The sequence below is a fragment of the Nonomuraea sp. NPDC049646 genome, assembly GCF_044465525.1.
Lineage (GTDB): Bacteria > Actinomycetota > Actinomycetes > Streptosporangiales > Streptosporangiaceae > Nonomuraea.
Genome location: NZ_JBITLU010000011.1, coordinates 106,154 through 131,549 on the forward strand (window position 1 = coordinate 106,154; position 25,396 = coordinate 131,549).

Annotated in this window: 19 protein-coding genes; 13 read left to right on the forward strand and 6 right to left on the reverse strand. The window is 72.4% G+C overall.

What is annotated here, in order from left to right; translation table 11 throughout:
• Window positions 1–196 precede the first annotated feature (196 nt).
• Window positions 197–1,882: a tetratricopeptide repeat protein gene (locus tag ACIBQ8_RS30940; RefSeq protein WP_397193616.1), complete on the forward strand. Its 1,686-nt coding sequence runs from the start codon at window positions 197–199 to the stop codon at window positions 1,880–1,882.
• Between the two features lie 13 nt (window positions 1,883–1,895).
• Here the strand turns inward: ACIBQ8_RS30940 and ACIBQ8_RS30945 are convergent, their stop codons facing one another.
• Window positions 1,896–3,455, reverse strand: a complete 1,560-nt coding sequence (locus ACIBQ8_RS30945; protein WP_397193617.1) for an alpha/beta hydrolase — start codon at window positions 3,453–3,455, stop codon at window positions 1,896–1,898.
• A 391-nt stretch (window positions 3,456–3,846) separates the two neighbouring features.
• Between ACIBQ8_RS30945 and ACIBQ8_RS30950 the strand changes: the two genes are divergently transcribed.
• Complete coding sequence (locus tag ACIBQ8_RS30950) at window positions 3,847–4,353, forward strand: hypothetical protein (RefSeq protein WP_397193618.1); 507 nt, start codon at window positions 3,847–3,849, stop codon at window positions 4,351–4,353.
• A 32-nt stretch (window positions 4,354–4,385) separates the two neighbouring features.
• On the opposite strand, the gene ACIBQ8_RS30955 is transcribed toward ACIBQ8_RS30950, so the two are convergent.
• Entirely contained in the window at window positions 4,386–7,553 is a 3,168-nt protein-coding gene (locus ACIBQ8_RS30955) for an amidohydrolase family protein (RefSeq protein WP_397193619.1), read from the reverse strand.
• A 349-nt stretch (window positions 7,554–7,902) separates the two neighbouring features.
• Here ACIBQ8_RS30955 and ACIBQ8_RS30960 point away from each other — a divergent pair, with 349 nt between their 5' ends.
• A complete protein-coding gene (locus ACIBQ8_RS30960; protein WP_397171800.1) occupies window positions 7,903–8,343 on the forward strand; it encodes a hypothetical protein in 441 nt (146 codons plus the stop codon).
• 28 nt (window positions 8,344–8,371) lie between these two features.
• On the opposite strand, the gene ACIBQ8_RS30965 is transcribed toward ACIBQ8_RS30960, so the two are convergent.
• Complete coding sequence (locus ACIBQ8_RS30965) at window positions 8,372–9,043, reverse strand: TetR/AcrR family transcriptional regulator (RefSeq protein WP_397171798.1); 672 nt, start codon at window positions 9,041–9,043, stop codon at window positions 8,372–8,374.
• Window positions 9,044–9,309: 266 nt separating this feature from the next.
• Here ACIBQ8_RS30965 and ACIBQ8_RS30970 point away from each other — a divergent pair, with 266 nt between their 5' ends.
• Window positions 9,310–10,533: an oxygenase MpaB family protein gene (locus tag ACIBQ8_RS30970; protein ID WP_397193620.1), complete on the forward strand. Its 1,224-nt coding sequence runs from the start codon at window positions 9,310–9,312 to the stop codon at window positions 10,531–10,533.
• A gap of 276 nt (window positions 10,534–10,809) precedes the next feature.
• Window positions 10,810–11,709 carry an aminoglycoside phosphotransferase family protein gene (locus ACIBQ8_RS30975; RefSeq protein ID WP_397193621.1) on the forward strand — a complete coding sequence of 300 codons (900 nt, stop codon included), beginning with the start codon at window positions 10,810–10,812 and terminating at the stop codon, window positions 11,707–11,709.
• Between the two features lie 215 nt (window positions 11,710–11,924).
• Here ACIBQ8_RS30975 and ACIBQ8_RS30980 read toward each other — a convergent pair whose 3' ends face one another.
• From ACIBQ8_RS30980 to ACIBQ8_RS30990, 3 genes are read right to left on the reverse strand one after another with little or no spacing between them, the layout of a single operon-like run.
• A complete protein-coding gene (locus tag ACIBQ8_RS30980; RefSeq protein ID WP_397193622.1) occupies window positions 11,925–13,172 on the reverse strand; it encodes an epoxide hydrolase family protein in 1,248 nt (415 codons plus the stop codon).
• A gap of 13 nt (window positions 13,173–13,185) precedes the next feature.
• Window positions 13,186–13,644 carry a MarR family winged helix-turn-helix transcriptional regulator gene (locus tag ACIBQ8_RS30985; protein ID WP_397171790.1) on the reverse strand — a complete coding sequence of 153 codons (459 nt, stop codon included), beginning with the start codon at window positions 13,642–13,644 and terminating at the stop codon, window positions 13,186–13,188.
• A 49-nt stretch (window positions 13,645–13,693) separates the two neighbouring features.
• Complete coding sequence (locus tag ACIBQ8_RS30990) at window positions 13,694–14,866, reverse strand: ROK family protein (RefSeq protein ID WP_397193623.1); 1,173 nt, start codon at window positions 14,864–14,866, stop codon at window positions 13,694–13,696.
• A 153-nt stretch (window positions 14,867–15,019) separates the two neighbouring features.
• Here ACIBQ8_RS30990 and ACIBQ8_RS30995 point away from each other — a divergent pair, with 153 nt between their 5' ends.
• The 8 genes from ACIBQ8_RS30995 (at window position 15,020) to ACIBQ8_RS31030 (ending at window position 25,387) form a co-directional block, all read left to right on the forward strand.
• Window positions 15,020–16,708 carry a beta-N-acetylhexosaminidase gene (locus tag ACIBQ8_RS30995; protein ID WP_397193743.1) on the forward strand — a complete coding sequence of 563 codons (1,689 nt, stop codon included), beginning with the start codon at window positions 15,020–15,022 and terminating at the stop codon, window positions 16,706–16,708.
• Entirely contained in the window at window positions 16,705–19,107 is a 2,403-nt protein-coding gene (locus ACIBQ8_RS31000; protein WP_397193624.1) for a phosphatidylserine/phosphatidylglycerophosphate/cardiolipin synthase family protein, read from the forward strand. Before ACIBQ8_RS30995 ends, ACIBQ8_RS31000 begins: the two co-directional genes overlap by 4 nt.
• A 63-nt stretch (window positions 19,108–19,170) precedes the next feature.
• On the forward strand, window positions 19,171–20,418 hold the full coding sequence (locus ACIBQ8_RS31005; protein WP_397193625.1) for an ABC transporter substrate-binding protein: 1,248 nt from the start codon (window positions 19,171–19,173) through the stop codon (window positions 20,416–20,418).
• Window positions 20,419–20,421: 3 nt separating this feature from the next.
• Complete coding sequence (locus ACIBQ8_RS31010) at window positions 20,422–21,354, forward strand: carbohydrate ABC transporter permease (protein WP_397193626.1); 933 nt, start codon at window positions 20,422–20,424, stop codon at window positions 21,352–21,354.
• A complete protein-coding gene (locus ACIBQ8_RS31015; RefSeq protein ID WP_397193627.1) occupies window positions 21,347–22,156 on the forward strand; it encodes a carbohydrate ABC transporter permease in 810 nt (269 codons plus the stop codon). Before ACIBQ8_RS31010 ends, ACIBQ8_RS31015 begins: the two co-directional genes overlap by 8 nt.
• Window positions 22,157–22,202: 46 nt before the next feature.
• Window positions 22,203–23,951: a bifunctional metallophosphatase/5'-nucleotidase gene (locus ACIBQ8_RS31020; protein ID WP_397193628.1), complete on the forward strand. Its 1,749-nt coding sequence runs from the start codon at window positions 22,203–22,205 to the stop codon at window positions 23,949–23,951.
• Window positions 23,952–24,202: 251 nt separating this feature from the next.
• Complete coding sequence (locus tag ACIBQ8_RS31025; protein ID WP_397193629.1) at window positions 24,203–24,949, forward strand: alpha/beta fold hydrolase; 747 nt, start codon at window positions 24,203–24,205, stop codon at window positions 24,947–24,949.
• 24 nt (window positions 24,950–24,973) lie between these two features.
• Entirely contained in the window at window positions 24,974–25,387 is a 414-nt protein-coding gene (locus ACIBQ8_RS31030) for a cytidine deaminase (protein WP_397171774.1), read from the forward strand.
• Window positions 25,388–25,396: the final 9 nt, after the last annotated feature.

The following is a 25,396-nucleotide window of genomic DNA, read 5'->3' on the forward strand; positions in this document are numbered from 1 at the left end:
ACAAGCCGGTTTATGCTCTGGGCATCCTGAAGTGGATCACACCCCCGGGAGGCGCCCATGAAGAAGATGACCATCCGCCGCAGGAGCACGCAGCGCCTGATGTCCGGGGCCCGCCGGCTCTGGATCGAGTGGTGCTGGTAGGTGCCGAGACGGCGGGCGCTCTCGGGTGCCCGCCCCTGCGGATCCCGGTGCGGCCGTGAACCGCTACGACTGCCATCGCGGCCACGGGCCCTACGCCGGGGTCGCCGAATTCCTCGCCGCGATCGCCGCCGACCGTCCCCGCCTGGCCGCTCGCCATCGGGTCGAGCTGTACGCGATCGCCCCCTGGCTCGACCGCACGGCGCGGCCGGCCGCCGAGGAGGAGCCGATCAGGTTCCACCCCGCCCGCCGCACCGCCTGCCTGGCGTACGGCGCCGCCGAGTTCGCCGCCGCCTGGGCCGGCGCCCTCCGCCGCCCGGTCACCGTCACCTTCGACCACGTCGCGAACGCCGACGAGACCACCGCCGAACTGCTGGACACCCTGGTCTCGCGGACCGCCGCCACCCCGCTGCGCCTGGACCTGCGCGCCGACGGCCCGGACGAGCCGCCGCCGCTGCCCACGGCCCCGGACGCCGTCCGCGCGGCCCTCGGCGACGGCCTGGCCCGCGGCTTCTACCACCACGCGGCCCGCGTCGCCGCCCACGGACGCGCCCTCGTCACCCCGGACGGCGACCTGCGGCAATGGTGGGCCTGCAGCACCGGCCTGGCCACCGCCCTGGCGGCGCTGGAGCGCGCCGAGGAGGCGCTCGACCTCTACGACGAGGCCCGCGCCGCCACCGACGACCCGAAGATCAACATGTCCGCCGCGTACGCCACCGCCATGTTGTACGCCCGCCACCTCCCGGCCGCCCGCCAGGACCCCGCGCAGGCGCGGCACTGGCTGGAACGGGCGCTCGACCTGGCGCAGGGCCTGGACGACCGGCGCCACCAGGTGATCTCCACCGTCTTCTACGAGCAGGGCCTGGCGTTGCTGGACGCCAAGGCGGGCGCGCCCGACCAGGCGCTGCGCCTGGTGGACGACGGGCTGGCCAGGCTGAGCGCGGTGCTGGCGCCGGGCGAGCACCCGCAGCACCTGGCCCGCCTGCGGCACAACCGCGCCCAGGTGCACCTGGCGCTCGGCGACCCGGAGCGCGCCCTGGCCGACCTGGACAGCGTGATCGCCCACGATCCGGACAACAGCGAGTACTACGTGGACCGCGCCGCCCTGCACCGGGCGGCCGGTCGCGTCCAGTCCGCGATCAAGGACTACGGCACCGCCATCAGCCTGGGGCCGCACCTGCCCGAGGCCTACTACAACCGCGCCGTGCTGCACCTGGAACGCGGCCGCGCCGACCGGGCCCGCGAGGACCTGGAGCGCGCGCTCGCCATCGACCCCGGCCACCTGGACGCCCGGATCGCCCTGGTCAACGCCCACCTGGAGCGCGGCGCGCTGGACGCCGCCGAACGGGACGCGCTGGCCGGACTCGACCTGGCCCCCAAGGACCCCGCGCTGCTGTGCACGCTCGGCCTGATCCGCTCCGAGCGCGGCGAACCGGCCGAGGACCTGTTCACCCAGGCGCTGGAGGGCGACGAGACGCTGGTCGAGGCGTGGACCAATCGCGCCGCCGTCCGCTTCGAACGCGGTGAGGTGACCGCCGCCGTCGCCGACCTGGACCGGGCGGTGGCCCTGTCGCCGGCGCCCGAGCCGCGCTACAACCGGGGCACCGCGCTGGCCCGGCTCGGCCGCTGGGAGGAGGCGGCCCGCGACTTCACCGACGCGCTCGCCCAGCCGGGCCTGGACCGGGCGCTCCGCCGCGACCTGCGCGCCGAGCTGGCCCGCTGCCGGCGCGCCCGCTCCGGCTGACCCGCGGCCGGGCTCACCCCCGGCCGGTGCTGTCGCAGGCGAGGTCCGCGGCGGGCAGGACGCCGTCCACCAGGTAGCGCTTGACGGCGGCGTCCACGCAGGCGTCGCCCGCGGCGAGGTAGGCGCCGTGGCGGAAGGCGCCGCGCAGGGTGACCATGCGCGAGCCGGTCAGCGTCCGGTGCATGGACCGCTGGCCGGCGAAGGGCGTGACGGGGTCGCCGTCGGCCCCGACGACCAGCAGCGGGACGTCGTTGCCGAGCTCGGTGGGCGCCTCCACCGGCGCGGCCGGCCAGAAGGAGCAGGGGCCGAGGTTGCGGGTCATCGGCCCGAACAGCGGCTCGTCCGCGCGGTGGGCCTGGATGCCGCGGTAGTAGGACTCCAGGTCGCGCGAGGCGGCCCGGTCCGCGCAGAGGATCGGCGTGCCCGCCCGGTCCTCGGCCGGCCCCGACCCGGTGAACAGGCCGTCGAGCGTCTCCTTCAGCGACGCCGGGACGGTGACCGCGTCGCCGCGGGCGGCGCCGGCCAGCGTCCGCACCTCCGCGGCGAGGCCCGCGTACGCCTTGGCGCTGTCGTCGTAGAGGCGGACGAACAGCAGGTAGGGGACGTGGTGCGCGTCGATCCGGTACCCCCCGACGCGCAGCGGACGGCGGGACGCGGCCCGGTTCACCCGCTCCACGGCGGCCAGGACGTCGGCCTCGGTGGCGCCCAGGCCGTACTCGGCGTCGCGGGCGGCGGCCCAGGAGGCCCAGTGCCGGAGCGCGGCGTCGATCGCCGGGCCGTTCGCGGACAGCAGGTCGGGGCCGTAGACGTCCGGGCCCACCGCGCTGTCCAGCACGAACCGGTCGGCGCGGGCGCCGAACAGCTGCGTGTAGACGGCGCCCAGGTAGGTGCCGTAGGAGTAGCCGAGGTAGGACAATCTGGGCTCGCCGAGCGCGGCTCGGATGACGTCCATGTCGCGGGCGGTGTTCCGGGTGGAGGCGTGCGGCAGCAGGTCACGGTTGCCCTGGACGCATCCGGCGGCCAGCTCCTTCATGAGCCTGGCGCTCTCGTCGAACGTGCGGCGGGTCGGGCCGGCCGAGCGGGTGGGGGTGTCGGTCGTCCACCGGCAGCGGATCGGCGTGCTGCGGCCGACGAAGCGCGGATCCATCCCGATCAGGTCGTAACGGGCCGCGACGGCGGGCATGAGCCGGCCGAGCAGCGGCCGTTGCAGCCCGCTCCCGCCCGGACCGCCGGGATTGATCAGCAGGACGCCCCGGCGCGCGCCGGGTTCGGCCGCCCTGATCCGCGAGATCGCCACCGACACGGTCCGCCCCCGCGGCCTGCGGTAGTCCAGCGGGACGGTCACCTCCGCGCACTGGGCGCCCGCCGCGTCCAGGGCCGCGCCGGCGTCGTCGCCGGGACCGGTCGCGCAGCGGTGCCAGGCTGGCGTCTGCCGGTGGAACCTCGCCAGGTCGTCGGTCCCGTCGTCACGCGTGACGGCCGCCGACGCCGGGCCGGTGACCGCGATCCCCGCCAGTCCCGTCAGCAGGGTCGCGCTCGTGGCGACGGCTGTGACGATCTTTCTCGCACGCACAGAAAGCCCCCTTTTCTGATGATGTCGGCACCGACGCTAGGGGGCCGGGCGGTTGATCTTGATCGGCCGAACGGCCGAGCCGGATCGGCCGTACGGACATTCCGGCGTCCCCGCCGGGCCTTTTCCGCTTGCGGGGCCGGGGGCGAGGGCGGACGCTGGTGCGGTGGACTTGGGCATCGTCAGTCTCGTGGTCTCGATCGCGATCGGCGTTCCGCAGATCTACCTCGCCTGGCAGCAGGTACGCCTCTCCCGCCACCAGGCGACACCCCGCCGCGCACACCCGGCCGCGAACGCGCCACGTGCGGGCGGGAACGCGTCGCCTCCGGCTGGGAGCGCGCCGCGTTCGCCGTCTTCAGCGCCCTCTTCCGCGCCTGCCGACCGCCCCGAGCCGGTGGGTTCCGCCCAGTCCGCGCCTCCGCCCCGCGACCCCACCGACGAGGCCCCCGCCGTCCCGCTGCCCGACGCCCCGCTCTCCAGCGCCGCCACCGAGCCGCCGCTCGCCGGGAGCGAGCAGCGGCTCGGTGCGCCGGAGGCCGAGGCCGGGGACGCCGTGCGCGACGCCGTCCACACCCTGCGTGCCTACGTCGCGCCGGCGTCCGTGTGGATCGGCGGCTTCGTCGGCCTCGCCGCCCTCGGCTGGATCTTCGGGTACGACGACCTGGCCAAGGACTACCCGTCCCAGGAGGACAAGGTGCAACTGGCCGTCAGCCTCTGGTTCATGGCCGTCGCGCTCCTGGTCACCAGCTTCTCGACCGGGCTCACCGCGTACGCGTGGCACCGCGAGAAGGCGGTCTCCGACGACAACGAGGACCGCTTCAACCTGTACGTCGCCCTGGCACTGCTCGGGCCGCCGCTCGCGCTGTGGCTCGTGATCGCCCGGCGCGACGTGATGTTCTGACCCGCGCCGGGGCGAGCGGGACGGGAGCCCGTTCAGTGGCCGTCGCAGCAGGCGGTGCGGGCTTGGTCGAGGTGGGCGGGGTCGTTCCACCAGTGGCCCGCCGTGCTCGGATGGACGGGGACGCGTGCCTTGACCCGGCCAGGGGCCGCGGAGGCCGCCTGATCGGTGCTGGTGGCGGACGGGTAGGGCGCGAGAAGCTGCTCGACGGTGTGGTGCCTGCCGCCGACGACGACGGCCGTGACGTTGGCCGCGTCCTCGACGCGGGCCAGCGGGTCGCCGTCGACGATGGCCAGGTCGGCGTACATGCCCTTGGCGATCCGGCCCAGCGGGAGGCCCAGGTAGGCCCCGGACGTGCTGGTCGCCGCGGTGAGCGTCTCGCGCGGGGTCAGGCCGTACCGGACCATGGCCCGCAGGTTCATGTGCAGGCTGAGCCCGAGGTGGTCGATCGGCGCGTCGGTGCCGGCGGTGACCACGCCGCCGCCCCGGATCATCGCGGCGAGCTGGGCGACCTGGTTGGCGAGGTTCGTCCGGACCACCTGGACCGTCGCCGGGTCGGCGCTCTGCGCCGCGGTGACGGTCGCCCGGAGCGCGGCCATCCGCCAGTTCGGGTAGAGCCGGCGCACCCGTTCGTCGGTGACCAGCGAGATGTCCTCCCGGTACAGGGTCGAGGAGTTGAACAGGGTGGGGGTCCTGGCCATCTTCGAGGCGTTGAACATGGAGATGACGTCGGAGTAGGCCGACCCGACGTTCGTGACGGTGCGCGAGTAGCCGAACCGGTTGGTGGCGCCGACGTGCTCGGTCTGGTCGCCGCCCATGGCGATCGCCGGGTAGTGGTAGTGCGAGCTGACGGGCTTGCCCTGGCGGTGGGCCCAGTCGATGACCTCCCGGTGCCAGACCACCGGCAGCCGCACGTAGCACTTCAGCAGGTCGTAGTCGAGGGCGGCGGCCCGCCGCAGTTCGAGCCGCAGCTGCTCGTGCGAGTACGTCGGGCGCATGAAGTTGTAGTAGATGCGCGCCCCGTCGATGGCCTCGCCGGTGCCCAGGTAGCGCGGCGCGAGGCGGGCGCCCGACTGCACCGACTCCCGTTCCTCGACCATGTGGTACGCCGGCGAGCCCGGCGAGCGGGTGGTGGTGACGCCCAGGGCCAGCCACAGCGGACCCTGCCGCGACCCGTAGGCGTAGCCCTGCATCTCGCGGTGGTGGTGGATGTCGATCAGGCCGGGCATGACGAACCTGTCGCGGGCGTCGATCAGGTCGCCGGGCCGTCCGTCCCGGTGCGGCTCGATCGCGGCGATGCGCTGGCCCCGTACGACGATGTCGACGTCACGGACGACGCGGCCGGAGACGCCGTCCCACATGCGGCCCGCGTGAATGACGACCTGGTCGGGGCCGGGGTCGTTGCGCCAGGTCAGCCGTACCGGGACCGGCCGGGCGGGTGTCCCGTCGAGGCTCGCCCTCTTGAGACGTCCCTCGTTCAGGTAGAGGAGGGTGGCCGAGTCGCCCGCCCAGACGGGGGCGTCGGAGACCTCGCGGGTGACCTGACGGGCCGCGCCGGTGGGCCGGCCGGCCCGGTCGACGGGCAGGACCCACAGGACCGACTCCATGGCGAAGGCGAGCATCGTGCCGTCGGGCGACCAGACGGGCCCGTCGTCGCCGCGGGTCTGCAGGGACCGGTGGGGCGCGGGATCGACGTACGTGCCGGCGCCGGTGGCCCGGTCCACGAGCAGGATCTTGGACAGCCCCTCCCGGTAGCGCCGCGAGTACGGCACCACCGCGGCCATAGCCAGCGTCCTGCCGTCGGGCGACCAGGTCGGGCGGCCCGGCTCGAAGGTCGCGTCGTAGACCTTCTGGCGGTCGCCGGTGGAGACCTCGACGACCCACAGCGCGCCGTCCTGGTCCAGGTAGGCGATCTCGTTGCCGTCCGGCGACCAGCGGACCGACAGGGCGGCGGAGTCGGCCAGCCGGGTCACCTGCCGGTCGGCGCCGGTGTCCAGGTCGCGGACCCAGACGTTGAGCGTGCCGGTGCGGTCGGTGACGAATGCCAGCCGCAGCCCGTCGGGGGAGAAATCCGGGTCGGCTTTCCACCAGCGGTCCCGGAAAAGCGGTTCAGGGGTGCCGCCGGAGCGCATGAGATAGATGTCGTTGAGCGCGCGGAAGGCGACGGCGGAGCCGTCCGGTGAAACGGCCGGGCTGCCGATTCCGGCGACCGGGAATGAGCCCGGCTCGTCGAATACCCGGACCTTTTTCCGGTACTTCGGAGTGGTCGTCGTCAGCGCGGCGGTGAAGCCGACCGTGCCCGCGGAGGGGGAGCCGAGGCGGCGGACTTTGACGGTGCCCGCGGAGGTGTAGAAATAGCGTCCGTCCGGGGCGAACCGGGCGCGGAACGGGAACACCTCCTCGCCCGTGACGAGCGCGCCCGCGGTGCCGGCCAGGTCGTTGGCGCCCGAGTGGAAGTGGTGGTAGGCGAGGTCGGCGCCGTTCGGCAGCCAGGACGGCTGGTGGACGACCTGCCCGGCGGGCACCGTGACCGCGGTGCCGCGCGTGCCGGTGGCGACCTCGACGACGTCGATCCTGGTGTCGGCGACGACGAAGGCGATCTTGCTTCCGTCGGGCGACCAGGCCGGCTCGTACTCCTCGGCGGGGCCGTCGGTCAGGACGCGGCTCGTTCCGGTGGCGACGTCGAGCAGGTGGATGCCGTAGCTGCCGCCGGCGTCGGAGGAGTAGGCGATGGTGCGGCCGTCGGGGCTGTAGCGGGGCTCGCGGTGGTCGTACGGGCCGGTGGTCAGCTTCCTGATCGCGGAGCCGTCGGGCCGGATCGTCCACAGGTCGAAGACGCCGTCGCGGTAGGACTGGAACACGATGGTCCCGCCGTCGGGGGACCAGTCGGGCTGGGCGATGTCGTACAGGTCGCTGGTGAGCCTGCGGGCGGCGCCCCCGGAGGCCGAGCAGACCCACAGGACGCCGAGCAGGTCGAGGGCGAGCAGGCGGCCGTCGGGCGAGGGCGCGACGGCGAAGTCGGTGCCGGAGGTGACGGCCGTCCGGCCGGCTTCGCGCGCCGCGCGGGCCCGCGCCGGTGCGGCCGGGGCCAGCGCGGCGGCGAGCGCGGCGCCGCCACCCGCCAGGACGGCCCGCCGGGACGGCCCCGACCTCGATCCGGAAGGGGCGGCGGAGACGTCGGAGGGAACCGGTGCGTGAGACATCGCGAATTTCCATTCCACTGTTCAGATGGTCGGCGAAAGGCTGAACGTGACGACGCGCGATTCATGGTCCCAGACGAATTGCCTAATCGCCTCGGAGTTCATCTGATCGGCCAACGCGGTGTGGCTGGAATATGTCTTCAGGAAAGTAGATATGCCGGTCAAAAGAATAAGTCAAGAGGGACGGCCGGGACGGGATCGCTCCACGGGATTCCGTCCCGGCGGAACGGGCGGCGTGGCAGGCGGGCGCAGAAGTGGGGCCAGCCCCACCCACCCGTACGGCCAACCCCATGTTCGGGCCCCGCGGATGCTTCCTAAGCTCGCTGCCACAACGACACGGAGGAGACAGATCATGACGAACACCGGCGACACCCCCACCGCGACGACGGCCCTCGGCGACGCCCGTGCCCAGGAGGCGTTGGCCCTGGTGAGGAAGTGCGTCACGCTCTTCGGGGCCGTCGGTGTCATCGTCCTCGGCGTGGTCGCGGTGATGGCGTTCATCGGCGGGGAGGCGTCTTCGTTCATGTGGGTCCGGGGGGTCGTGCTGGTCGCGGTCGCTCCGCTGATGTACCGGATGACCGTCCGCGCCGCGGAGGGGTCGTACAAGGCGTTCGACCGGGTGCGCACCCTTTCCACCGTCGTGCCGGTCGCGATCATCGGCGTGGACCTGATCCCCGGCCTCTGCCCGGCCTGGTACGCCGTGCTCCAGGGCCTGTCGGCGCTGGCCCTGGCCGGCGTCGCCGTCATCACCCGCGGCGCCGCGCTGCGCGCCGCCTTCCCCGGCGGGAAGTGAGGCCGGCGGGCCGGCGCGGCAGGGGGAGTCAGGCGGGCGGCTGGAGCATGGGCACGAGGAAGCGCCTGGCCACCTCGGCGAGTTGCCCGTCGTCGTCGAGGTCGATGACGGCGCTGGGGATCGCCAGGAAGGAGGTGGAGATGCGCACCATCATCTCCGCCACGAGCTCGGCGTCGAGGCCGTCGGACACGTTGCCCGCGCGTTGCTCCCGGCGGAGCTGGCCGGCGACGAACTGCCGCACGGTGGCGAGGGTCTGGCCGCCGTCGGTCATCATGGACGGCACGAGCAGGTCGGGCTCGGTGGCGATGAGACCGCCGATGAGCGGGTTGCCGCGGATGGCCCGCAACGAGCTGACGAAGCCGAGGACCACCCGGTCGGCCGGCGTGCGGGCCTGCTCGATGTCGATGAGGAACTGGTCGAAGTAGCGGCGGAACTCCCGGCGCACCACGTGCTCGACCAGCGTGTCCTTGGAGTCGAAGCGCCGGTAGACGGTGATCCGCGACACCTTGGCCAGGCGTGCGACGTCCTCCATGGTGGAGCGCCTGATGCCCATCCGGCAGAACTGCTCGTAGGCCGCGTCGAGGATGCGCGCCCGCAGCTCGTCGGGGTCGCCGACGCGTTCGACGGCGTCGACGAAGGCGCGCTCCAGCAACGACTCCGAGCCCGACGGCGCCATGAAGCCGGACAGCACGGATTCCACGATCACCTCCTGGATCGATTCTGCCTCAGGGGCGGGTCTTGTGATGTCCATCACAACGTGCTCTCATGATGATACACAGACTCATGGTTTGTTTCTCAGTATCACCCACTTCTCGGCCCCGGGCGAGAAGGAGGAAGCGGCGTGGGAGAACTCAGCAGGCGTGATTCCGGCGACGGCGCCGACACGCGCTCCCTGTTCGGTGGATCTCCGGCGAGCCGATCGAGACTGCCCTGAGCGGGACCCCCCATCTCGAAGGAGTGCAGAGCATGGCAGAGCTGAGCAGGCGCGAGATACTGATCTCGGGCACCGCCCTGGGCGCCCTCGGCGCGCTGGGGATCACGTCCCCGGCCCAGGCCAAGACCCTCGCCGACGGCTGGGAGTGGCCGGCCTCCGGCTCGGTCGCCGGCTCCGGCAGCGGCGCCGACCCTCGCTGGGTGTGGGACGACGTCGCCGACCCGCTCCTCGCCTCGCTGTTCGACCGCGGGGTCATCCCCGAGGTCAACCGGCTGCTCTACGACTGGAACCGCAACGACCAGCCCCTGCCCGCCGGGCTGCCGGCCGACCTGCGGGCCTTCATCGAGCAGGCGCGTCAGCTCCCGTCCTGGGCCGACCAGGGCAAGCTGGACGCCGCGTCGCGCTTCCACGCCCTCAAGGGCAACTACATCGTGGTGCTCACCATCGTCGGGGCCGGCATGCTGGCCACCGCCATCCCCAAGGAGGCCCGCGCGGTCTACTACTCCGCGGGCGGCGCCGACCTGAAGGACCGGGTCGCCAAGACGAACGTCCTGGCGTACGCCGTCAGGCCCCAGAACGCCTGGGGGCCCGGCGGGACGGCCGTGGTCGAGGCCGTCAAGACCCGGCTGGTGCACGCGGCGGTGCGGCACCTGCTCAAGTCGTCCCCCCACTGGCCGGGGCCGATCCCGATCAGCCAGGAGGACATGCTCGTCACGTGGCACACCCTGGCGACCTACTCCATGCGCGGGATGCGCGAGTGGAAGGTGCGCATCTCCGCCGCCGAGTCCGCGGCGTACCTGCACTCGTTGCAGCTGCTGGCGCACATGCTCGGCATCAGGGACGAGTTCATCCCCGCCACCTGGGACACCTCCTACGCCCAGTCGGACATCGTCCTGCCCAGGAACATGGGGCCGACGCCGGAGGGCGTGGAGCTCAACGACATCCTGCGCGACATGCTCGCGGAGCTGACCAGCCCGGGCAGCATCGACAAGCCGCTCGTCAACGCGTTCTCCCGGTACCTCACCGGCAACCAGGCGGCCGACTGGAACGGCATCCCGCGCGAGCCGCTGTGGGACCCGGTCGTCAAGACCGCCTGGCCGCTGCTGGTGGCGTTCCGGGAAGGGGTGATCGGGCTGCCGCTGGTGCCCGCCGCGGCCTGGCTGCTCGACGAGATGATCAAGAAGTGGACCACGTTCTACCTGACCAAGGGCGCGCAGACCAAGATCGTGATCCCGACCGGCAACCGCCCCGGCTGACCTGGCGGCTCCGCCCCGGAAACGCGCACCGAACCCGGGCGACCCCCGTGGGGCAGACTCAGCCTGCCCCACGGGCGCGGCCGGGTTCGGGCAGGTTCGGGCGGTGGCGGCTCATGCGGGCGCGTCGGGTTCGGGCGGTATTTGGGCGGGGGCGCCGGCCGGCCGGGTCGTGCCGGGTGGCGGTCCTTCGATAATCGGGTCGACATGCGGGCTCGCGGTGCACTGTGATGGTCCGGCCGCCCGCCGCACCGAGCGGGCCCGTCGCTGGAGTCGTCCTTGGCAGTCCCGGGAACCGCGCCCGTCCCTCCCACGATCGATGCCGCCCTGGTCAGGAGGCTGGTCGACACGCAGTTCCCGCAGTGGGCCGCGTTGCCGCTGCGGCTGCTCGACCCGGCGGGCTCGGACCACGTGATCTACCGGCTGGGCGAGGAGCTGTCCGTCCGGCTGCCCCGCCACGCCGACGCCGTCGGGCAGGCCGACAAGGAGCGCGAGTGGCTGCCCAGGCTCGCGCCGCGGCTGCCGCTGGCCGTCCCGGTGCCGGTGGAGGTGGGCGAGCCCGGCTTCGGCTACCCGTGGCGGTGGGCGGTGTCCCGGTGGCTGCCGGGCGAGCCGGCCACCGTCGAGGCGCTGGCCGGCTCCACCGCGGCCGCCGAGGAGCTGGCGGAGTTCCTGGTCGCCCTGCAGCGGTTCGCGCCCGGGTCCGTCCCGTCGCTGCGGGCCCGTCCCGACCTCGCCCAGCAGCCGCTGGCGGGCCGGGATCGCGCGACGCGGGCCGCCATCGCGGCGCTCGGCGGCGTGTTCGACCGCGCCGCCATGACCAGGCTGTGGGACGCGGCCATGAGCGCCCCCGGCTGGGACCGCCCGCCGGTCTGGTTCCACGGCGACTTCCACACCGGCAACCTGCTGACCGCCGACGGCCGCGTCAGCGCGGTCATCGACTTCGGCGGGCTCGGCATCGGCGACCCGGCCGCCGACCTGATGATCGCCTTCACCCTGATGTCGGCCGGCAGCCGGGCCGCCTTCCGCGCCGCGCTCGGCGTGGACGACGCCACCTGGACCCGGGGCCGCGGCTGGGCCCTGGCCACCGGCCTGAACGCCTACACCACCTACGCCGCCGTCAACCCGAGGGTCGCCACGCAGACCACCCGCCAGATCACCGAGGCCCTCACCGGCTAGCCCGGCCTGCGCGGGACAGGGAGCCGGGATGTAGGAAAGCCGCCCTTCGCGCCACCGCGACCGAAGGTGGGCGGGACGGCGCCCGCGCCGCCGTTCGCCGGCCGGCTCGACGACAGGCGCAACCCGGAGGTGTCCCATCCCCAGGTCGGCGCCGCCCGTCACCACAGACCAGGTGACGGGCCTGCCGGCGACGGCGGCCCGGGGGAAGGAGGGCGTCAGCGGTGGGGGCGGAAGGTGCGGCGGAGGTCTGTGACCCATTCGTCGGGGATCTCCCACGGGATGAAGTGCCCGCCGCGATCGTGGCAGGTGATGCCGGCGTGGTTGTACCAGGCGGCCCGGTCGCCGTCGAGGAAGCTGCGGATCCGCTGCTCGCCGGTCGTCACGCCGGGCGGGTTCTCGAAGTCGACGAACGTGATGCCCGTGGGCGCCTCGACGACCGGCCACCGGTCGTGCGACGGCGTCCAGGGGTAGCGGTTGTTGTTGGCGTAGGTGCGGATCGAGCTGTCGATCGTGTTGCCCGCCCAGAAGATCGTCGCGTGGGTGAGCAGGTCGTCCTTGGTGAAGACGGTCTCAACGTCGCCGTGGTTGTCGGACCACTTCGTCCAGCGTTCCAGGATCCAGGCCAGCATGCCGGCGGGGGAGTCGGACAGGCCGTGGCCGAGCGTGGACGGCGCGAGCACGTGCGCCGCCAGATGCACCGCGAACCGCCGGTCCAGCTCGACGAAGCGGGCGTGCACGTCGGCGGGCAGGCCGTCCGGGATGGGCGTGCCGCCGCTCAGGTCCCAGGCGCGGTCGCCGTTGAAGAGGGTGAGCTTCTGCGCCGAGCCGATGTGGATCGCGTACAGCTCGCCGGCGTACTTGTGGCCGAGCTGCCCGGTGATCAGCGCCCCGACGTCGCATCCGGCGGCGGCGTACCGGTCGTGGCCGAGGACGCCGGTCATCAGCTCGTGCCACACGTCGGCGATCTTCCAGAAGTTCATGTCCGGCCGGCCGTCCAGCGGGGCCGAGAACCCGAAACCCGGCAGCGAGGGCACGATGACGTCGAACGCCTCCGCCGGGTCCCCGCCGTGGGCGCCGGGGTTGGCGAGCGGGTCGATGACCTTCGACCAGTGCCAGAACGTCCAGGGCCAGCCGTGGCTGAGGATCAGCGGCACGGGGGCGGGGCCGACGCCTGGCCTGCGCATGAAGTGCACCGGCACGCCGCCGACGTCCACCCGGTAGTGCTCGTAGGCGTTGATCGCCCGCTCGGCCGCCCGCCAGTCGAAGCCGTCGGCCCAGTAGGCGACCAGCTCGCGCAGGTACGCGCCGCGCACGCCGTAGAAGCCGTCGTCGTTCCCGGCGGACGGCGCCCACCGGGTCATGGCGAGCCTGCGGCGCAGGTCGTCGAGCACCTCGTCCGGCACGTGCAGCGGCTCCGGGCGCAGCGGGAAGGGACGATTCCGCGGGGGAGTCGGGCGGGTCAAGGGAACGGTCCTCCTAGTCGTCGACACGCGCGGCGATCTCGGTCAGGCGGCCGAGGACGCCCGCGTACCGGGCCAGCTCCGCGCGCTCGTCGTCGCTCAGGTGCGCCACCAGGCGGGCGACGCGCGCCACCCGGTCGGCGCGCCGGGAGCGGACGATGTCCCTGCCCTCCTCGGTGAGGGTCAGCAGGACGGCGCGGCCGTCGCGCGGGTCGGGGCGGCGCGAGACCAGCCCGTCCCGTTCGAGCTTGGCGACCAGGCTGGTGAGCGCGGGCTGCTTGAGCTGTTCCGTCGCCGTCAGGTCGGTGAGCCGCATCGGGCCCTTGCCCGCCAGCGTGTGCAGCACGGACAGGGTCGAGAAGCTGAGCCTCCTGACCGAGGGCAGCCGGATGAAGTACGCGTTGAACTCCTCGATCGCGCCGACCAGCGCGTCGAGGTCGAGATCGGGGCCGGGGGCCGTCTGAGAGGATGCCACGCCCTATTCATAACGAAATTCGATGTAATTCGTCGATACATTCGGTGAGCTACACCATTAATGACGGAGGCGCCGCGGCCGACAGGTCGATCTCGGGGTCGAAGAGCACCTTGGTCAGATGCTCGACGCCGTGGCACACGGCCCCGATGGCCACGCACTCGTCGCCGAGCACGGAGGCCCGCAGCTCGGGCGTGCGCAGGCACATCGTCTCCAGCTCGACGCTCAGCGGCTCCATCAGCACGTCGGCCGAGCGCGAGAACCCCCCGCCGAGCACCACCAGGTCGGGATCGACGGTGAGCGCCATCGCGGTGGTGGCCAGCGCGAGCACCTTGACGTAGCGCAGGACGGCCCGGCGCGCCTCGACGTCGCCCTGCCTGGCGGCCTCGAACACCGCCCCCGCGACCGCCTCCGGCGGCGTCCCTGGCTCGACCGAGGGGACGGCCTGCAGCAGCTCGCCCACATGACCGAGGTTGAACAGCGGATGCACACCGATCTCCCCGGCCGCGCCGCCGCTGCCGCGCAGGGGGACCCCGTCGAGCACGACCGCGGCGCCGGCCCGGCGTCCGACGTGCAGGAAGATCAGGTTCCGCGCGTCGCGGGCGATGCCCCTGCGGCACTCGGCCAGCGCGGCGAGCCTGCTGTCGTTCTCCACCAGGACGGGGCAGCGCAGCCGGTCGCCGAGGTGGTCGGCCAGCGGCACGTCCGACCAGTCCTGGATGGCCCGCGAGAGCACGACGCGGCCCTGGAGGTCGACATAGCCGGTGCTGCCCGCGACCGCGAGCCAGACGTCGGGCGCGGCGGTGCCCGAGCCGGTCAGGCAGGCGTCGATGGCCCGGTCGACGGCGGCCAGCCGCTCGGCGCGCGGCTGCTCGGGGGTGACCGGCTCGCGGGTGGTGTGCAGGACGTTGCCGTCGAGGTCGGCCACGACCACCAGCACCTTGTGCGCCCCTATGTCGAGCCCGAGCACCCGGCCCGCCTCCGCGTGGAACCGGTAGCGGCGCGCGGGCCTGCCCTTCTCGCCGCCGCTCGGATCCATCTGGACCACCCAGCCCAGCTCCATCAGGTCCTTGACCACCACCTTGATGGTGGCCCTGGCCAGGTCGGCGCGCTCGGCGAGCTGGGTCAGCGTCGCCGGCCCGCCGGCGCGCAGGGCCGAGAGCGCGGCGAGCGCGTTGAACCGCCGGAGCCGCTGAAGGTCGCCGCCGGTCACGGAGAGCGTCACTGATGACCCTTCTTGACGAATCTTAATGGTGAGCTCCATCATAAATCCTGATCGAGGCGCTCACCCAGAAAAAAGAGGCCAGATCACGGGCATGGCCGCGGGCGGCTCGCGGCGACCGGAAGCCGAGCGCCATGCTACGACCCGCCGCCCGCCCTGTCACCGACCGACGATCCCGCCCCCCGACCCCTCCAGGGACCTGTCTTGCTGCTGCCACGACCCGTCCAAGTGACCCCAGACGGCGGGGAACCCTTCGCCCTCACCGCGACCACAGTGATCGCCGCCCCTCCCGGCCTGTCGCGGGTGGAGGGCTGGCTGCGGGCCGCGTTGTCGCCTGCCACCGGCCTGCCGCTGCCCGCCGGAGCGCCGGGGCCGGGGGCGATCGAGTTCGCCCTGACCGCCGGGCCCGGCCCGGAGGGCTACCGCCTGACCGTACGCCCCGACGGGGTGCGCGTCGAGGCGGGCGACGCGGCCGGGGCGTTCTACGCCGCGCAGACCCTGCGCCAGCTCCTGCCGCCCGCGGCCTTCCGCAGGGGCGCGGTCGGCGAGCAGGACTGGCTGCTCGCCCCGGTCACCGTCGCCGACCGGCCGCGCTTCCGGTGGCGCGGCTGCCTGATCGACGTCGCCAGGCACTTCCTGCCGAAGCCCGACCTGCTGCGGTACATCGACCTGCTGGCCGCGCACAAGCTCAACGTGCTGCACCTGCACCTCACCGACGACCAGGGCTGGCGGCTGGAGGTCAAGGGCTACCCGAAGCTCACCGAGGTCGGCGCCTGGCGCAGGGAGAGCCCGCTCGGCGACCGCCGGCACGGCGTGTTCGACGGCCGCCCGCACGGCGGCTTCTACACCCAGGACGACCTGCGCGAGATCGTCTCGTACGCGGCCGACCGGTTCGTCACCGTGGTGCCGGAGATCGAGCTGCCCGGCCACTCGCAGGCGGCCATCGCGGCCTATCCGGAGCTGGGCAACCTGGACGAACCGCTGGAGGTCGCCACCGGGTGGGGCGTCTCCCCCCACGTGCTCAACGTCGAGGACGCCACGCTCGCCTTCTACCGGGACGTGCTCGACCAGGTCATGGAGATCTTCCCCGGCGAGTACGTCTGCGTGGGCGGCGACGAGTGCCCCAAGGAGCAGTGGCGGCAGAGCCCGTCGGCCCAGCGCCGCATCGCCGAGCTCGGCCTGCGCGACGAGGAGGAGCTGCAGAGCTGGTTCATCGGCCAGTTCTCCGACCACCTGGCGGCGCGCGGGCGGCGGCTGCTCGGCTGGGACGAGATCATCGAGGGCGGCCTGCCGCCGGGGGCGACCGTGGCGTCCTGGCGCGGGACGTACGGCGCGGTCGCGGCGGCGCGGGCCGGGCACGACGTGGTCACCTGCCCCTTCACCGAGCTCTACCTGGACTTCCGGCAGTCCGACCGGCCCGACGAGCCGGTCCCGATCGGCAACGTGATCTCGCTGCGCGACGTCCACGGCTACGAGCCGGTGCCGCCGGAGCTGACCGAGGCCGAGGCCGCCCGGGTCCTCGGCGCGCAGGCCAACCTCTGGACCGAGCACATCGACTCGCCGCGCGGGCTCGACTACATGGCCTTCCCGCGGCTGTCGGCCTTCGCCGAGGTCGTGTGGAGCCCCGCCGGCGGCGACTTCGACGACTTCCTGGCGCGGCTGCGCCACCACGAGCGCCGGCTGGCCGCGCTGGGCGTGGAGTACCGCAAGGAGACCGGCCCCGAGCCGTGGCAGACCCGGCCGGACGTCCGCGGCCGGCCCCGGGAGCGGGCGGAGACCGAGGCCGAGGTGGCGGCCTGGACCCGCGGCCTGCGGCGGAACCTCAGCGAAGGGAAGCGAGCATGATCAAGCGTCCGTCCTGGCAGGCGAGCGTGGTCAGGCGTCTGTCCGTGGTCGTCGCCGGCCTGTCCTGCCTGTTCGGGCTGGTCACCCCGGCGCAGGCGGCGGCTCCGGAGCTGTCGGCGTACTTCAGCAGGCCGAGCGTCGACGGCACGCTCGCCGACCCCCTGCCCGCGAAGGTGCTGGAGCTGATCGGGCTGGCCGCCCCGGACTCCACGCTGCGCGTGGCGACCTTCGTGCTGGAGATCAAGGCCGTCAAGGACGCCCTGGTGGCGGCGCACGACCGGCGGGTCGACGTGCGGGTGGTGTCCGAGGGATCGGGGCACAACGCGCTCCTGGACGAGCTGGCCGCGGCCGGCGTGCCCGTCACGCTCTGCGACAGGGGCTGCAACGGGCCGGACACCGACATCAGCCACCACAAGTTCCTCGTCTTCAGCCGGCTCACGGACGGCAGGACCGACGTGGTCGTCCAGAGCTCCCAGAACCTCGCCCCCGACACCGGCCTGCACCAGAACATGCTGATCAGCTCGGGCGACGCCGCGCTGGCCGACGGCTACCGGCAGGTGTTCGACACGCTGGTCTCCCAGGTGCGCACCTCCTGGCGGGCGCCGTTCACCTCGACCGGCGGCAAGGTCACGGTCTGGATGGAGCCCCGCGACACCGCCTACGACCAGAGCACCTACGGCAGCGCCGACCTGGTCGCGGCCATGATCCGGGACGTGGGCTGCCCCGGCGCGATCCGCGTGGTGCAGTCGCAGTTCGCCACGGACCGGCCGCTGGTCATCGCCGAGCTCAAGGCCAAGAAGCAGCAGGGCTGCGACGTCCAGGTGCTCGTGGCCGAGGGCAACCAGACCGTCGCGACCGCCGCCGAGCTGGCCAAGGGCGGGATCGTGGTGCACACCTTCCGGCCCGGCGGCTGCCACTACCCGGCCGGCGACACCTGCGCCCCGGACGGCATCCACTCCAAGATCATCCTGGTGGACGGGCCGTCGGCGGCGGCGGGCGGCGCACGGCGCAGCTACGTCTACACCGGCTCCCACAACCTCAACGGCGGCTCCCTGACCGCCTCGGACGACTCCTTCGTCCGCGTCGACGACCCGGCCGTCTACGCCGCCTACGACGCCGACTTCACCTCCTTGACGGACGAGGTCGTCAAGATCGTCCCCAGGGCCTTCCCCGGGGCCGGGCTCCAGATGACCGCCAACGGCCCCGACGACCAGCGCGCCCCCAGGGCCGCCGCCATGCGGTCCGGCTACACGGCCGTGGCCTGGGAGGACGACCGCGACCGCGCCTCGGCGGAGGGCGCAGAGGTCTACGCGCGCATCTACCGCGACGGGCAGCCGGTGACCGGCCCCGTCAAGGTCTCGATGGGCGGCGTCGGCTGCGCCACCGGCTGGAACCACGTGCAGCCGTCGGCCGGCGTGGACGACGCGGGCAACGCCTACGTCGCCTGGGCCGAGGACGGCGACTGCCGCGGCGAGCACAACATCGCGGTGCGCAGGCTCTCTCCGTCGGGCACGCTGAGCGCGACGATCTGGGCCAACGACCCGCAGTGGAGCGGCGACCAGACCCGGCCGAGGATCGCGGTCCGCGGCGCCGGCGGGTTCACGGTGACCTGGGAGGACGGGCCGACCAGGACCGTCCGCGCGGCCGGCTACGCCTCGCTGACCGCCCGTTCCTTCGCGCCGCTCCAGGTGGGCACGGGGGACCGGCCCGACGTGGCGGTGGACGGCGCGGGCACCGCGACCGTGGTCTGGCAGCAGGCGCCCGACGTGTACGGCAGGCGGATCTCGGCGACCGGCGCGACCGTCGCCCCCGCCACCCGGATCAACACCAACGCCGCCACCCAGCACCTTGCCCCCGCCGTGGCGACGACCCCCGGCGGCGACAGCGTCGTGGCCTGGAGCGACAACGTGGCGGTCACCGGCGGCGACGTGACGACCGTCTGGCGGGTGCGCACGCGCGGCCTGACGCCCGCCCTGGGACAGCGGTTCGCCGAGATCCCCGTCGCGTTCGGCAGGTACGCGCCGAACACGCCCTCCGACGGCGGCAAGGAGTACCCGCCGCTCTGCGGAAAGGTGGACCAGACCTACCGGTGCGCCGTCCAGGGGTCGCCGTCCGTGGCCGTCGACGACACCGGGCGGTTCGTAGTCGGCTGGACCGAGTCCGACCTGTGGAACGCCGGCCGCTCCCACGAGGTGTACGCCCGCGGGTTCAACGCCGACGGCACGACGACCGGCCGCTTCCCCTGCGAGCGCATGAACCCGAACACCGCCGGCGACCAGTCGGGCACCGCCGTCGCCGCCGACGGCCGCGGGTTCCACCTGTTCTACGTCGAGGACTTCGACGCCAACGGATACGGCGACGTCGTGGCCAGGACCGGCTTCACCAACACCGGGCTCTGAGCCCGCCGCGATCGAGACCCTGATCATCATCCCCCGACGCCTTCTAGAGAAAAGGAACTGCCCGTGCGCCTGCGTATGGCACTCGCCGCCGCCCTGGCGATGACACTGGCCGGTTGTGGCTCCGGCTCCGACACCACCGCCACCAAGCCAGGAAAAGTCACGATCAGCTACGCGATCTGGGAGAAGAACGACCAGCCCAGCACCCAGAAGATCATCGACGCCTTCCAGAAGCAGCACCCCGACATCACGGTCAAGCTTGAGATCACCCCGTGGGACCAGTACTGGACCAAGCTCCAGACCGCGGCCACCGGCGGCGCGGCCCCCGACGTCTTCTGGATGAACAGCCTCAACGTGCGCATGTACGCCAAGGGCGGCGTCATCGCCCCCTTCGAGAACGCCGACGTCAGCGCCTTCCCGCAGGCCATCGTGGACGGCTACCGCTACGACGGCAAGCTTTACGGCATGCCGCGCGACGTCGGCGTCCCCGTGCTCTGGTACGACAAGGAGCTCTTCGACAAGGGCGGCGTCGCGTACCCGACCGCCGACTGGACCTGGGACGACCTCAAGGCCGCCGCCAAGAAGCTGACCGACTCGGCCAAGAAGCAGTACGGCCTGCTGGCTCCCCTGTGGGACCAGGGCGGCTTCTACCCCACGATGATCCAGGCCGGCGGCCACGTCATCTCCGCCGACGGCAAGAAGTCGGGCTTCGACGAGCCCGGCTCCATCCAGGGCCTGGAGTTCTGGACCGACATGATCAACAAGGACAAGGTGGCCCCGCCCGCCCAGGCGACCACCGACACCAGCCCCGTGCAGCTGTTCATGACCGGCAAGTACGCCATGTACTACGGCGGCTCGTGGCTGGCCAGCACGTTCAAGGCCAACACCGAGCGCGGCGGCAAGGTGGACGTGGCGCCCCTGCCCAAGGGGCCGGCGCAGGAGGCCGTCATCCTGCTCGGCCTGGCCAACTCCGTCTCGGCCAAGAGCGAGCACCCGGCCGAGGCCGCGCAGTTCGCCACGTTCCTGTCCTCCGACGAGGCCGAGAAGATCCTCAGCGACTCCGGCGGCGCCTCGGTCTCCTCGCGGGCCGGCACCCAGGACGGCTGGTTCGCCGCCTTCCCCGATTACCACCTGAAGGAGACCTTCGACGCCTCGATCCCGAACGGCGTGCCCTACCCCGTCTCGCTCAACACCGCCAAGTGGCAGGACGTGCAGAACAAGCTCCTGGCCGAGGCGTGGGCGGGCAAGCGGCCGACCGCGGAGGCGGCCAAGGAGATCGCCGCGCAGATGAACGAGATCCTGGCCAAGGAGTAGCCGATGGTGCTGACCGAGGAACGGGCCGCCGCCGTCAAGGCGGCGGCCCCGCCGGGGCGGCGGTCGCGACGCGACTGGCTGTGGGGGTACGGGCTGATCGCGCCCATGGCCCTCGGACTGGCCGTGTTCTACCTGTGGCCGATCGTCCAGACGCTCTACCTCAGCTTCACCGAGTCGGGCGTGTTCGGCGGGCAGACGTGGGTGGGCCTGGACAACTTCGCCAACCTCTTTGGCGACGAGGAGATGGCCGGCGCGCTGCGCAACACGCTGCTCTACTCCGTGCTCGTGCTGGTCGGTGTGCCGCTGTCGATCGTGATCGCGGCCCTGCTGAACGTGCCGGGGCTGCGCGGGCTCGGCTTCTACCGCACGCTGTACTTCCTGCCGGTGGTCACCATGCCCGCGGCCGTCGGCCTGACCTGGCGCTACCTGTACAACGGCGACTTCGGGCCGATCAACTACCTGCTCGGCCTGGCCGGGATCGACGGGCCGTACTGGGTGTCCGACCCCGAGTTCGCTATCTACGCGGTCGCGGTGGTCGGGATCTGGACCTCGCTCGGCTACAACGCGGTGCTGTTCCTGGCCGGGTTGCAGGGCATTCCCAAGCACTACTACGAGGCCGCCTCGATCGACGGCGCGGGCCGGGTGCGGCAGTTCTTCCGCATCACGCTGCCGCTGCTCACGCCCACCACGTTCTTCGTCGTGGTGATCACGCTGATCAACACGCTGCAGGTCTTCGACCTGATCTACCTCATGATCGACCCCAAGAGCCCGGCGCTGGCGGGGAGCCGCACGATCGTCTACCTGTTCTACGAGCAGGGCTTCGTGCAGAACAGCCGCGGCTACGCAGCCGCGATCGCGGTCGTGCTGCTGGCCCTGATCCTCATGCTGACCGCCGTCCAGTTCCGGCTGCAGAGGCGGTGGGTCCACTATGAGTAGGCGCTGGATCGTGCACGCGGTCCTGCTCGCCGGCGGCCTGATCATGGTCATGCCGTTCGTCTGGCAGCTCGTGGTCTCGCTGCAGACCATGACCGAGTCGATGCGGGTGCCGCCCACGGCGGTCCCCTCCTGGCAGTGGCACAACTTCGCCGACGTGTTCCAGACCGTGCCGCTCGGGCGGCAGTTCCTCAACACCGTGGTCGTGACGGCCGCGGTGACGGCCGGGCAGCTGCTGCTGTGCTCGCTGGCGGCCTTCGCCTTCGCGCGGCTGGACTTCCCCGGGCGCGGGGCGGTCTTCATGTTGTTCCTGGCCGTGCTGATGGTGCCGGGAGAGCTGTTCCTGCTGCCCCGGTACGAGATCATGCAGGGCCTCGGCTGGCTCAACAGCCTCCAGGCGCTCATCGCCCCCGGCGTCTTCGGCGCCTTCGGCACGTTCCTGCTGCGGCAGTTCTTCAAGACCCTGCCCAGGGAGCTGGACGAGGCGGCGCGGCTGGACGGCGCCAACCCGCTGCAGATCTACTGGTGGATCATGTTGCCGCTGGTCCGGCCCGGCCTGCTGGCGCTCGGGCTGCTGACCGTCATGTGGTCGTGGAGCAGCCTGCTCTGGCCGCTGGTGGTCAACACCGACCCCGAGATGATGACGCTCTCCGCCGGGCTGGCCTCGCTGCGCGGCCAGTACCTGACGAACTACCCCATCCTCTTCGCCGGGTCCGTCGTGGCCTCGCTGCCGGTGATCGTTCTCTTCGTGGTCATGCAACGGCAGCTGATCGCCGGGATCGCGTTCACCGGCTCGAAGGGCTGATCGGCCAGTCTTTTCTCCCGCTATATCCCCTTATTTAGGAGTATGCGTGTCTTCGTTCCGTAAGTGGATCGTTGTCGCCTTAGGCGTCACTCTGGCCTCGTCCGCCTCACCGGCCCTGGCCGCGCCCAAGCCCGTGGACGTGCAACTGCTGTCGCTCACCGACTTCCACGGCTACATCACCCCGCAGAGCAACGCCGCCGACGGCACGATCAAGGATCCGCAGGGGAACACGCTGGTGGTGGGCGGCGCGCCGTACCTGGCGGCGCATCTCGACCGGCTCCGGCAGGGGCACGAGAACACGGTCACCTTCTCCAGCGGCGACAACTTCAGCGGCTGGCCCACCGAGGTGTCCTACCACGCCGACGAGCCCACGATCGAGTTCCTGAACAAGATCAAGGTGGAGTTCACCACGGTCGGGAACCACGAGCTGGACCGGTCGCTGGAGTTCCTGCGCGACCACATGGGCAAGGGGGAGTGCTTCGGCGAGGTCGGGCTCGACAGCTGCTTCACCGACTCCGACGGGCAGCCCTTCCAGGGCGCCGACTTCGACATCTCCACGGCCAACATCACCATGAAGGGCGACACCCGCCCGGTGCTCCCGCCGTACGTGATCAAGCGGTTCCAGGGCATCCCCGTCGGGTTCATCAACCTGACCACGCCCACCACCGTGGACGGCTCCACCTCCTACCAGCCGTCGCTGGACAACCTGCCGCTGGTGGAGACGGCGAACAAGTACGCCGAGATCCTCAAGCGCCGCGGCGTCAAGGCCATCGTCGCCAACGTGCACGAGGGCGGCAAGGCCGGCGAGGACTACAGCGGCTGCGGGGACCAGAAGGCCGGCCCCATCTGGGACTTCGCCAAGAACGCCTCGCCCGACATCGACGCCATCGTGACGGGCCACTGGCACTGGTTCTTCAACTGCTCGATCGCCGACCCGGCGGGCAACCCCCGCCCGGTCGTCGAGGCCGCCAACCACGGCCGCCTCATCAGTGAGATCAACCTCAAGCTCGACCGCCGCACCCGCGACGTCATCAGGACCGCGACCACCGCGGCCAACCACCCGGTGACCCGCGACATCGCCACCGACCCCGCCATGGTCAAGCTGGTCGACCACTGGAACGCCATGCAGAAGGAGACCTACGCCAAGCCGTACGGGACCGTCACCGGCGACCTCACCAGGACCCGCGACGCGACCGGGCAGAGCACGCTCGGCAACGCCGTGGCCGACGTGGAGTACTTCGACTCCCAGCAGACCGAGGGCGGCAAGGCCGACCTGGCCATGGTGGCCGTGGCGCCGGCCAAGGGCTCGAACTCGCTGCGCGGCGACCTGAGGTTCGCCAAGGGCGCCAACGCCGCCGACGCCGACGGCAAGGTGCTCATGGGCGAGTCGTGGGCCGCCTGGGGTTACGCCAACCCGGTGGTCACGGTGTCGGTCAAGGGCTCGCAGCTTGAGCAGGCCCTTGAGCAGCAGTGGCAGACGCAGGCCGACGGCACCGTGAAGTTCGCCCCGCTGGCCGTGTCGAAGAACGTGCGCTTCTCCTACTCCCCGAACCGGCCCGTGGGCGACCGGATCAACCCCGCCGACGTGGTCATCAACGGGCAGCCGCTCGACACCGGCAGGACCTACCGGCTCGCGGCGCTGGCGTACACGCTGCTCGGCGCCGACGGCTACACCGCCTTCGCCGGGTACACCGACGCGGTGCGCGGCAGCCGCGACTACGAGGCCATGCGGGCCTACCTGCGACAGGGACCGCTGACCCCGCCCGCCCTGGACCGGGCGGTGGCACTGCCGTAGTGCTCCCGGCGCGGGGGGCCGCGCGGCCCCCCGCGCCCCGGAGTTGCGGCAGGGCTCCGGCAGTTCCTGCGCATCCTCACCTTGTGGGCGGGCTGCCCGGAGCCGGCCACCTGCTGAACGCGGTGTCGCTGGGGGTGCCGGCGGCCGTGGTGCTGGGCGTGACGGCCTGGATGGCCAGGGGCGCCGGAAAAGCCCCGGAGCCGTCTCGCGTGGGACAAACCGGTCAGTGAATGACTGGTAACGTCTGCGCGATGACGATTTCTTATGACGTGGCAGGCGACGGACCGGCGCTGCTCCTCCTGCACGCTGGGGTCTGCGACCGGCGCATGTGGGACCCCCAGTGGGAGCCCCTGATCGCCGCCGGATTCCGGGTGGTCCGGTGCGACCTGCGCGGCTTCGGGCAGAGCCCGCTGCCGACCGAGCCGTACAGCAACTCCGGCGACGTGCTGAGCCTGCTCGACAGCCTGGGCATCGACCGGTTCTTCCTGGCCGGCTCCTCCTACGGCGGGAAGGTGGCGCTGGAGGTCGCCGCGAGCAGCCCCGAGCGGGTGGAGGCGCTGATCCTGCTCTCCGCCGCCCTGCCCTGGCGGGAGCCGAGCGCCGACCTGCGCGCGGTCGGGCAGCGCGAGGACGAGCTGGTCGAGGCGGGCGACCTGGCGGGCGCCGCCCAGCTCATGGTCGACCGCTGGCTGGGCCCCGACGCCGACGAGAAGGCCGGGCGGGCCGTGCACGAGATGCAGCTGCGCGCCTACGAGCTCCAGCTCGCCGAGGGGGTCGTCGGCCCGGTCAAGGTCCAGGTGGACCCGGCGGCCGTGACGATGCCGTGCCTGGCCGTGTCGGGCGCGCACGACGTCGCCGACTTCCGGCACACCGAGGCCGACCTGCCCGCCGCCCGCAACGTCGAGCTGCCCTGGGCGGCCCACCTGGCGAGCATGGAACGGCCGGAAGAGGTCACCGAGCTGATCGTCGCGTTCCTGCGCGAGCAGACCCGCGCCTGACGCACCAGGTCACGAGGAGGGGCAGTGAGCCGCCAGGTCGACCACGAACTCGTCCAGGCCGCCGCGGAGGTCGCCCGCACCCGTTGCCGGGGTGACAACCACACCATGGCGGCCGCCGCGCGCGCCCGCGACGGCCGGATCGTCACGGCGGTGAACGCCTACCACTTCACCGGCGGGCCCTGCGCCGAGCTGGTCGTCATCGGCGCGGCGGCCGCCCAGGGCGCGTACGAGCTGGACACGATCGTCGCGGTGGGGGACCGGGAGCGCGGGGTCGTCCCGCCGTGCGGCCGTTGCCGTCAGGTCCTGCTGGACTACTTCCCGGCCCTTCAGGTCATCGTGGGCGACGGCGACCGTCTCCGTACGGTCCCCGTCCTCGACCTGCTGCCCGAGACCTACGTCTGGGCCGACCACCAGTTGCCTCCCGGCACCCCGGCCTGACCTCCCGCG